Origin of the sequence: Streptomyces sp. 549 (assembly GCF_030124175.1) — a bacterium.
Taxonomy (GTDB): Bacteria; Actinomycetota; Actinomycetes; order Streptomycetales; family Streptomycetaceae; genus Streptomyces.
Genome location: NZ_JASKMT010000050.1, coordinates 1 through 9,236 on the forward strand (window position 1 = coordinate 1; position 9,236 = coordinate 9,236).

Below are 9,236 nucleotides of genomic sequence, written 5' to 3' on the forward strand. Positions count from 1 at the left end.
CCCCCCCCCGCCCCCCCCGCCCCGCCCCCCCCCCCCCCCCCCCCCCCCGCCCCCCGCGGCCCGGCACCGCCGGGGAACGGAACCCGCGCACAGGACGCCGGCGGGCCCGCAGGGTCGCTACGGCCTGTCGGCCGGGCCGGGGGCCGGCACCGCCCGGCCCGGGACGTCCGCCCGCTCCGCGACGTCCGGGCAGACCGCGACGTCCGGGCGGATCGGCACCTCCGGGCGGCCCGCGAGGTCCGCGCGGTCGAGGAAGACCGCGGCGCCCAGCGACCCGGCCACCCCGCGGTCGAGCAGCACCGCGGAACTGCACCCGCGCGGCGGCAGACCGCGCTCCAGACCGGCGATCAGCCGGGCCACGGCCCTGCGGTGCCGACCGAAGGCGTAGCCCGAAACGAAGCGGCCCCGTGCGGCCTGCCCGGCGAGCGCCGTCACCGACGGCACGTCGAGCACCAGCAGGTGCAGGGCCAGGCCGCGCAGCCGGGTGTCCCGGGCGAGCCAGCGGCGCACCCATCCCAGGGACCCGCAGTCGTGCACCAGCACGCTGCACCCACTGCGCAGCGCCCGCCACAGCCGCCAGTAGTGCGTGACCCGGACCAGCGGACGGTAGACGGCGTAGGGCACGCCGGGTGGCACCCGCGTCTCCCAGAAGTCCCGGGCGTCCTGCGAGTCGATCCGCACGAGCGCCGTGCGGCCGGCGCTCATCCGCCGCATCAGCGTGGACTTGCCGCCGCCCGGCAGCCCGGACACCACCACCCGGTCGCCGGCCGGCCAGGCCAGCGCGCCGGGCCCGCCCAACGCGGCGCCCCTCAGGTCCAGCACCCGCGGCAGGTGCTCCACCGGCACCGCGGACGCCACGGGGGCCACCGGTACCTGGGCGAAGCCGCCGCCCCGCTGCTGCCGTGGCCGCAGCCACTGCACCTCCCACGGCCGCCGTGCCTGCCGTACCTGCGCCCCCGTCGTCTGCCCCGCCCCCGCCGACCGCGGCGTGTACTGCGCCACCTGCGGTTGCTCCGGGACGAGCGGGCGCACCGCGCCCTCCGCCTCGTAACGGATCATGCCGTTCCCCTCCCCTGACCGATGCCCTGCCTCCGCGGCACACCCGGTTCCCACCGGGTGCCGTGCCCGCATCCCTTCCCCTTCGCCGGCCGCCGTGACCGCTCCGGGCTCCCCGCGGGAGGGGAGCCCGTGTCATGATGAGCCCGCAACTCCATATCGGCCGCTAACAGCCAGCGCGGGAGAGTCCCGGCATCCTTGGGTCATGAGGATGCGGGGCGCCGAAGGAGCAAGTCCTCCCTTGAATCTCTCAGGCCCCGTACCGCGCAGGCGAGGCATATCTGAAAAGCGGGCCGGCGTGCGCCGGTCCCACCCAAGGTGCAAGTCATGGCCCGAACGGGCCTGTGGCGAACCTCTCAGGTTCCGATGACAGATGGGGAGGACATGTCCGCCCCTGCCTGGGAGCCACAGATGTCACACACCCATGACCCCCGACGCACCGCCCTGGACGCCGTCCACCGCGCCCTCGGCGCGACGATGACCGACTTCGCCGGATGGGACATGCCGCTGCGCTACGGCAGCGAGCGCGACGAGCACCTCGCGGTCCGCACCCGCGCCGGGCTGTTCGACCTGTCCCACATGGGCGAGATCGCGGTGACCGGCCCGCAGGCCGGTGAGCTGCTCGACCACGCGCTGGTCGGCAACCTGTCCGCGCTGGCCGAGGGCCGCGCCCGCTACACCATGATCTGCGACGAGAGCGGCGGCATCCTCGACGACCTGATCGTCTACCGGCTCACCGACGACACCTCCGGCGGCCACCGCCGGTACCTCGTGGTGGCCAACGCCGGCAACGCCCAGGTCGTGCTGGACGCGCTGCGGGAGCGGCAGGCCGGGTTCGACGCGGCGGTCCGCGACGACCGGGACGCGTACGCGCTGCTCGCCGTCCAGGGTCCGGAGGCGGCCGGCATCCTCAAGCAGGTCACCGACGCCGACCTGGACGGCCTGAAGTACTACGCCGGCCTGCCCGGCACGGTCGCCGGTGTCGACGCGCTGATCGCCCGTACGGGCTACACCGGCGAGGACGGCTTCGAGCTGTTCGTGGCCGCGTCGGACGCCGAACGCCTGTGGAACGCCCTGACCGAGGCGGGCGCCGGCGCCGGGCTCGTCCCGTGCGGGCTGTCCTGCCGGGACACGCTGCGGCTGGAGGCGGGCATGCCGCTGTACGGCAACGAGCTGACCCGTGAGACGACACCGTTCGACGCCGGGCTGGGCCGGGTGGTGAAGTTCGAGAAGACGACCAACGAGGGCCGCTTCGTCGGCCGGGAACCGCTGGAGGCAGCGGCCGAGCGCGCCGCGTCCGCGCCGCCGCGCAAGCTCGTCGGCCTGGTCGCCGAGGGCCGCCGGGTCCCCCGTTCGGGCTACGAGGTGGTGTCCGCCGACGGCACCGTCATCGGCCGCGTCACCTCCGGTGCTCCGTCCCCCACGCTCGGCGAGCCGATCGCCATGGCCTACGTCGACGCCGAGCACGCCGCGCCGGGAACGGAGGGCGTCGCGGTGGACATCCGCGGCAGCCGCGAGCCGTACCGCGTCGTCGCGCTGCCGTTCTACAAGCGCGAGCGCTGACCGTCCGGCGTCCGCCACCGGCGGTCGTCCCACCTGTCAAGACCCGTTTCGCAGTCACCACCCTTCATCCGGGAGAATTCAGCTCATGAGCAACCCCCAGCAGCTGCGCTACAGCAAGGAGCACGAGTGGCTGTCGAACGCCGAGGACGGCGTCTCGACGGTCGGCATCACCGAGCACGCGGCAACCGCGCTCGGTGACGTGGTCTACGTCCAGCTTCCCGAGGTGGGCGACACCGTCACCGCAGGCGAGACCTGCGGTGAGCTGGAGTCGACCAAGTCGGTCAGCGACCTGTACGCGCCGGTCACCGGCGAGATCACCGAGATCAACCAGGACGTCGTGGACGACCCGGCGCTGGTGAACTCCGCTCCCTTCGAGGGCGGCTGGCTGTTCAAGGTGAAGATCACCTCGGAGCCGGACGACCTGCTGTCCGCCGACGAGTACGCCGCCTTCACCGGCAACTGAGCCCGCTCCTGCCAGCACACCACGATCGGATCCTGATCTGATGTCGCTTCTCAACCAGTCCCTTCACGAGGTGGACCCGGACGTCGCCGCAGCCGTCGACGCCGAGCTCCACCGCCAGCAGTCCACCCTCGAGATGATCGCCTCGGAGAACTTCGCTCCGGTCGCGGCGCTGGAGGCCCAGGGCTCGGTCCTGACCAACAAGTACGCCGAGGGCTACCCCGGCCGCCGCTACTACGGCGGCTGCGAGCACGTCGACGTCATCGAGGACATCGCCCGCGACCGCATCAAGGCGCTGTTCGGCGCCGAGGCCGCGAACGTGCAGCCGCACTCCGGTGCGTCCGCCAACGCGGCGGCGATGTTCGCGCTGCTCAAGCCGGGCGACACCATCATGGGCCTGGACCTGGCCCACGGCGGCCACCTCACCCACGGCATGCGCATCAACTTCTCCGGCAAGCTCTACAACGTGGTCGCCTACCACGTCGACGAGAAGAGCAACCTGGTCGACATGGACGAGGTCGCCGCCCTCGCCCGCGAGCACCGCCCGAAGATGATCATCGCCGGCTGGTCCGCGTACCCGCGCCAGCTGGACTTCGCCGCGTTCCGGAAGGTCGCGGACGAGGTCGGCGCGCTGCTGATGGTCGACATGGCGCACTTCGCCGGTCTGGTCGCGGCCGGGCTGCACCCCAACCCGGTGCCCTACGCCGACGTGGTCACCACCACGACGCACAAGACCCTCGGCGGCCCGCGCGGCGGTGTGATCCTCTCCAAGCAGGAGCACGCCAAGAAGATCAACTCCGCGGTCTTCCCCGGCCAGCAGGGCGGCCCGCTGGAGCACGTCATCGCGGCCAAGGCGGTCTCCTTCAAGATCGCCGCGACCGAGGAGTTCAAGGAGCGCCAGCAGCGCACGCTGGAGGGCGCCAAGCTGCTCGCCGAGCGCCTCACCCGGCAGGACGCGGTGGACGCGGGCGTCTCCGTGCTCTCCGGCGGCACCGACGTGCACCTCGTCCTGGTCGACCTGCGCAACAGCGAGCTGGACGGCCAGCAGGCGGAGGACCGGCTGCACGAGGTCGGCATCACCGTCAACCGCAACGCCGTGCCCAACGACCCCCGGCCGCCGATGGTGACCTCGGGCCTGCGGATCGGCACGCCGGCGCTCGCCACCCGCGGCTTCACCGCCGAGGACTTCACCGAGGTGGCGGACGTCATCGCCGAGGCGCTGCTGCCGGGCTTCGACGAGGACAAGGCCAAGGCCCTCGCGGCCCGCGTCTCCGCCCTCGCCGACAAGCACCCGCTGTACCCGGGCCTGGGCAAGTAGCCCACCGGCCCGGGCGACCGGGCCGCCGCCGGGCGCCTGGCACCACCCCCCGCGAGGCGCCCGGCGGAACCACCGCACCCCCCGCTCCACCCACGAGCAGACAAGGGAGTCCGCCACCGTGGCCATCTCCGTCTTCGACCTCTTCTCCATCGGCATCGGCCCCTCCAGCTCGCACACGGTCGGGCCCATGCGCGCCGCCCGCATGTTCGCGCGGCGCCTCAAGAACGAGGGTGTGCTGGCCCAGACCGCCTCGGTGCGCGCCGAGCTGTTCGGCTCGCTGGGCGCGACCGGCCACGGCCACGGCACGCCGAAGGCGGTGCTGCTGGGCCTGGAGGGCAACGCGCCGCAGACCGTGGACGTCACCCGCGCCGACACCGACGTGGAGCGCATCCGCTCCACCGGCAGGCTGCGGCTGCTCGCCGAGGAGATAGGCGACACCCACGAGATCGACTTCGACTCCGACCGCGACATGGTCCTGCACCGCCGCCGGTCGCTGCCGTACCACGCCAACGGCATGACGCTGTTCGCCTACGACACCGACGGGCACCCGCTGTCGGAGAAGACGTACTACTCGGTGGGCGGCGGCTTCGTCGTGGACGAGGACGCCGTCGGCGAGGACCGCATCAAGCTCGACGACACCGAGCTGGCGTACCCGTTCCGCACCGGCGACGAACTGCTGCGCCTCACCCGGGAGACGGGCCTGTCGATCTCCGCGCTGATGCTGGAGAACGAGAAGGCGTGGCGCTCCGAGGAGGAGATCCGGGTCGGCCTGCTGGAGATCTGGCAGGTCATGCAGGCCTGCGTGGCCCGCGGGCTGAGCCAGGAGGGCATCCTGCCCGGCGGCCTGAAGGTCCGCCGCCGCGCCGCCACCTCCGCCCGCCAGCTGCGCGCCGAGGGCGACGCGCTGGCGCACGCCATGGAGTGGGTGACGCTCTACGCCATGGCCGTCAACGAGGAGAACGCCGCCGGCGGCCGGGTGGTGACGGCCCCCACGAACGGCGCCGCGGGCATCATCCCCGCGGTGCTGCACTACTACGTCAACTTCGTGCCGGGCGCCGACGAGGAAGGCGTGGTCCGCTTCATGCTGGCGGCCGGCGCCATCGGCATGCTGTTCAAGGAGAACGCGTCCATCTCCGGCGCCGAGGTCGGCTGCCAGGGTGAGGTCGGCTCGGCCTGCTCGATGGCGGCCGGCGGCCTCGCCGAGGTGCTGGGCGGCTCACCCGAGCAGATGGAGAACGCCGCCGAGATCGGCATCGAGCACAACCTCGGCCTGACCTGCGACCCGGTGGGCGGCCTGGTGCAGATCCCCTGCATCGAGCGCAACGGCATGGCGGCCGTGAAGGCGATCACCGCCGCCCGCATGTCCCTGCGTGGCGACGGACGGCACCACGTCTCACTGGACAAGGCGATCAAGACGATGAAGGACACCGGCGCCGACATGTCCGTCAAGTACAAGGAGACGGCGCGCGGCGGCCTGGCGGTGAACATCATCGAGTGCTGAGGGGAAACGCCCCGACCGCCGACCACCGACCACCGACCACCGCGAGGATGTATCGAATCGATCCCCCGAGTCCATCTGAGGGGTGTCATTCGATACATGAGTGCTGCGGAGAACTCGCGCCTGGAGCAGCGGCTGACCGGCCTCTCCCCTCCATTCACGACGGCGCAGGCACGTCAGGCCCTGCTCTCCTCCCGCGATCTGGCGTACTTGGTCGCGGAGGGCGAGACAGACGAACTCTCCCGCGGGGTCTACCGGCGGACAGACGCCCCGGAGACCGCGCACGCAGATCTGCTGGCCGTGTGCACACGGGCTCCGCACGCCGTCGTGTGCGGTGAGTCCGCCTCGGCCCTGCACGAGCTGATCGACGACATCCCCGCAGCGGTACACATCGCCGTGCCGCGCGGTACACGCCGCCCCACGATTTCCTACCCGCCGACCGTGGTGGGGCAATACAGGGGAACACTTCGTCCTCAAGGGTGGCCTGCTGCTCAAGGGCGACTGATAACAAGAGTTTTGTTAATCTCGGCTCCATGACTACCTCTCCGGCGCCCGGCGAAGGACCCGTCCGGCCCGTGTCCGTCTCGCTCCACGAAGGCACCATCGCCGCTCTGAAGGCACGTACCGGCAAACGAGGCATGTCCGCCTACGTGGAGTCCCTCATCCAGCGCCAACTGGAGCGGGACCGACTGCGCGAACTCATCGAGAACGCGGAAGCCGACCACGGCCCGGTCGACCAGTCGGCCGTCGACGCCAAACGTGCGCTCCTCCGTGGCGAGACGGCCGGCTCCGCGGACGCCGCGTGAGCGGCACGCTCGTCCTGGACTGCGAAGGCCTGTCCGCACTGGTACGACGCTCGCCTGAGATCACCGAGTGGCTGACGGCAGCCGAAGCCGAGGACGTCCGCGTCGTCACCAGCTCCGTCACCCTCGTCGAAGCGCGCGATCCCGTGGTCGACCAGGCCCGCTTCGACTACGCCGGCTCCCGGCTGAACATCGTCCCGCCCGACGAAGCCATCGCTCGGCGTGCGAGCAGGCTCCTGGCCGCGGCCGGCCTGCACGGCCACAAGTACGCCATCGACGCCCTGGTGGCCGCCACGGCGCTCACCTCGCCCGCCCCGGTGACCGTCCTGACGTCGGACCCTGAAGACCTCCTGACGCTCTGCGGCCCCGGAATCCGCGTCGTCGAGGTCTGACCGCTGCACCGGCCCCGCCCGTACCGGAGGGCTGCCCGCCCGCGCCGGGCACGGCATCGCCCACTTCCTCGCCCCGCCCCGCCATGCCCCGCCCTCGCGCCCGTCAGTCGCGGGCGCTGGTGATGCTGGCGCCCGCGTTCCAGCGCTGGGCCGCGCTGCCGTCGGCGCGGACGAAGCGCAGGCCGCCCGAGCTGCCGTGCTGGGCGAGGGCCAGTTCGTGGGCGACGAAGGGGCGAAGCGCGCCCTTGCCGGACAGGTAGAAGCGCACGTTGTGGCCGTGGCGGCTGTCGACCGCGGAGCACTTCGCCAGCCCCGGGCCGCGGTCACCGGCTCCGCGGGAGTCCAGGCACAGGTCCGGGTCGGAGTAGTTGCGCAGCAGGCCCCGGTCGTCGAGGTTCCACTTCTGGGTGCTGACCGGTTCGCAGGTCCGCACGATGACGTTGCGGTCCGGCTGCGGGATGCGGCCCTGGATGTCCAGGCAGAGGCCGGAGCGGGCGTTGACGTACTGGGTGAAGTCGTCGCCGCGCGGCGGGGCGTGCGGCTCGACGGCGTGCGGTGGTTCACCGGCCGGCGGTGCGGACGCCGAGGGCTTGGGCGGTGGCGGGTCGGATGCCTTCGGCGGGGACGAGGAGGCCGACGGCTCCGGCGCGGACGGGGACGGGGAGGCCGTCGGGCCGCTGGGCGGCGGGGCGGTGACGGTCTCGGTGGCGGCGGGCGGTGCGGGCACCGCGATGCCCGACGGGCTGGGGTTGCGGGAGCCGCTGGAGCCGCTGGAGACCAGGGCTGCCGTGATCGCCGCGACGGCGAGCGCGGCGGTGCCGGACACCAGGACCGCGACCAGGCTCGGACGGCCGCGTCGTCCGGCGGCGCCCCGGCTCCGGGCGGGCCGGGCGGCCCGGTGGCCGCCCGCCCGGTGCTCGGCGGCGGGCACCGGGGCCGGAGGGTGGGCGGGAGGCGGCGGCCAGGAGTGGGGCCGGGCGGCGACGTAGGCGGGGCCGCCCCACAGCAGCAGGCCCTCGACGAGTGCGGTGGGCAGGTCGTCGCCCATCGCGAACAGGTCGCCGATGGCCTGGGTGCAGGCGCGGCACCCGGCCAGGTGCGCGTTCAGGTCCTCGCTGCGGGGCGGGCCGCCGGGGCGGGAGACCGCTTCGATCATGCGGCTGAAGCGGTGGCAGTCCTCGCGGGCGTCGTTGTCCAGGTGCGCACGCAGGTACGCGGTGCGCAGGGCGGTGCCAGCGCCGTCGGCGAGCGCCGCGACCGAGCCGGGCTCCAGCCCGAGCAGCCGGGCGACCTGCTGGTCGCTCTCCCGCTCCACGAAGCAGTGCCACAGCAGTACCTGGGTGCGGGGAGGGAGGCGGCGGAACCCGTGCAGCATGATCGACAGGTCGTCGAACCGCGGCGGTCCCTCGCCCTCGGTCCGGCCGGCCCGCACCTCGTCCAGCCACACGGCGAACGCCGGGGCGAGGTCCGCGACGCGGCCCTCCTCGATCCAGCGCGCGGCGGTCCGCTGCACGCACAGCAGCAGGTAGGGGCGCCAGGCGATGTCACCGGAGCCCTGCCGTTCCCGGCGGACGGCGTGTGTGAAGGCGCGTTCGGCCAGTTCACGGGCGGCTGCGTCGCCGGCGGTGCAGATCCGGGTGTAGCGCAGCACGGCGTCCAGATGGCGGCTGCGTATCTCGTCGGCGACTGCGGCGCGGGCCGTGGGCGAGCCCACTCGCAGCAGTTGGGTGAGTTCCGCGTCAGGCAGTCTTCGGTGGTCCAACCCGGCCGGCTGCGCACCCGACGGGGGTTCATGCTGGGGCAAACCTGGGACTCCTCGGCATCCGGTGCGGCCAACTGGCAACCCTGGTGGGGCCGGTGGGTTAGGAGGAGGCCCATGTTGCTGGAGATCGCGCGTCCGTGGAAGGAGTTTGTCAGCAACGGCTGATTTTCCAGTCGGAACCGCGAGAGCCCGGTGGCCTGTACCAATAAGGGTGTTCCCGGTTCGCACAAGCGTCGCAGGTGCCATCAGGAAAGCCTGCCGACTCCGTGAGTCAGCAGGCTTTCCGCTCAGCGGCAGCGCCTGACCGGTGCTCCGCGAGGCGTCAGAAGGTGAGTTTCCAGCTGTTGAGGTAGCCGGTGTCGCGGGTGTAGACGTCCTGGATGC

8 protein-coding genes and 1 riboswitch are annotated in these 9,236 nt (G+C 72.7%); of the genes, 6 read left to right on the forward strand and 2 right to left on the reverse strand.

Annotated elements, in window-relative coordinates; translation table 11 throughout:
- Nucleotides 1-117: 117 nt before the first annotated feature.
- On the reverse strand, nt 118-1,059 hold the full coding sequence (locus tag QNO07_RS27170) for a P-loop nucleotide/nucleoside kinase family protein (protein ID WP_502961956.1): 942 nt from the start codon (nt 1,057-1,059) through the stop codon (nt 118-120).
- A gap of 166 nt (nt 1,060-1,225) precedes the next feature.
- Nucleotides 1,226-1,331: riboswitch (glycine riboswitch) on the forward strand.
- Nucleotides 1,332-1,467: 136 nt separating this feature from the next.
- Between QNO07_RS27170 and gcvT the strand changes: the two genes are divergently transcribed.
- The 6 genes from gcvT to QNO07_RS27200 all read left to right on the forward strand — a co-directional run bounded on the left by gcvT (nt 1,468) and on the right by QNO07_RS27200 (nt 7,090).
- On the forward strand, nt 1,468-2,619 hold the full coding sequence (gene gcvT / locus QNO07_RS27175) for a glycine cleavage system aminomethyltransferase GcvT (RefSeq protein WP_283995195.1): 1,152 nt from the start codon (nt 1,468-1,470) through the stop codon (nt 2,617-2,619).
- A gap of 85 nt (nt 2,620-2,704) precedes the next feature.
- On the forward strand, nt 2,705-3,082 hold the full coding sequence (gcvH, locus tag QNO07_RS27180) for a glycine cleavage system protein GcvH (RefSeq protein WP_283995197.1): 378 nt from the start codon (nt 2,705-2,707) through the stop codon (nt 3,080-3,082).
- Nucleotides 3,083-3,122: 40 nt separating this feature from the next.
- Nucleotides 3,123-4,397, forward strand: a complete 1,275-nt coding sequence (gene glyA / locus QNO07_RS27185) for a serine hydroxymethyltransferase (RefSeq protein ID WP_283995198.1) — start codon at nt 3,123-3,125, stop codon at nt 4,395-4,397.
- 118 nt (nt 4,398-4,515) lie between these two features.
- Nucleotides 4,516-5,898, forward strand: coding sequence for an L-serine ammonia-lyase (locus tag QNO07_RS27190; RefSeq protein ID WP_283995199.1), 1,383 nt, complete (start codon nt 4,516-4,518; stop codon nt 5,896-5,898).
- 530 nt (nt 5,899-6,428) lie between these two features.
- Nucleotides 6,429-6,701 carry a hypothetical protein gene (locus QNO07_RS27195; protein WP_283995200.1) on the forward strand — a complete coding sequence of 91 codons (273 nt, stop codon included), beginning with the start codon at nt 6,429-6,431 and terminating at the stop codon, nt 6,699-6,701.
- Nucleotides 6,698-7,090, forward strand: a complete 393-nt coding sequence (locus QNO07_RS27200) for a type II toxin-antitoxin system VapC family toxin (protein ID WP_283995201.1) — start codon at nt 6,698-6,700, stop codon at nt 7,088-7,090. Before QNO07_RS27195 ends, QNO07_RS27200 begins: the two co-directional genes overlap by 4 nt.
- Before the next feature lie 103 nt (nt 7,091-7,193).
- Here the strand turns inward: QNO07_RS27200 and QNO07_RS27205 are convergent, their stop codons facing one another.
- Nucleotides 7,194-8,894 (reverse strand): ricin-type beta-trefoil lectin domain protein, encoded by a 1,701-nt coding sequence (locus QNO07_RS27205; protein WP_283995202.1) that lies wholly within the window; start codon nt 8,892-8,894, stop codon nt 7,194-7,196.
- Nucleotides 8,895-9,236 lie beyond the last annotated feature (342 nt).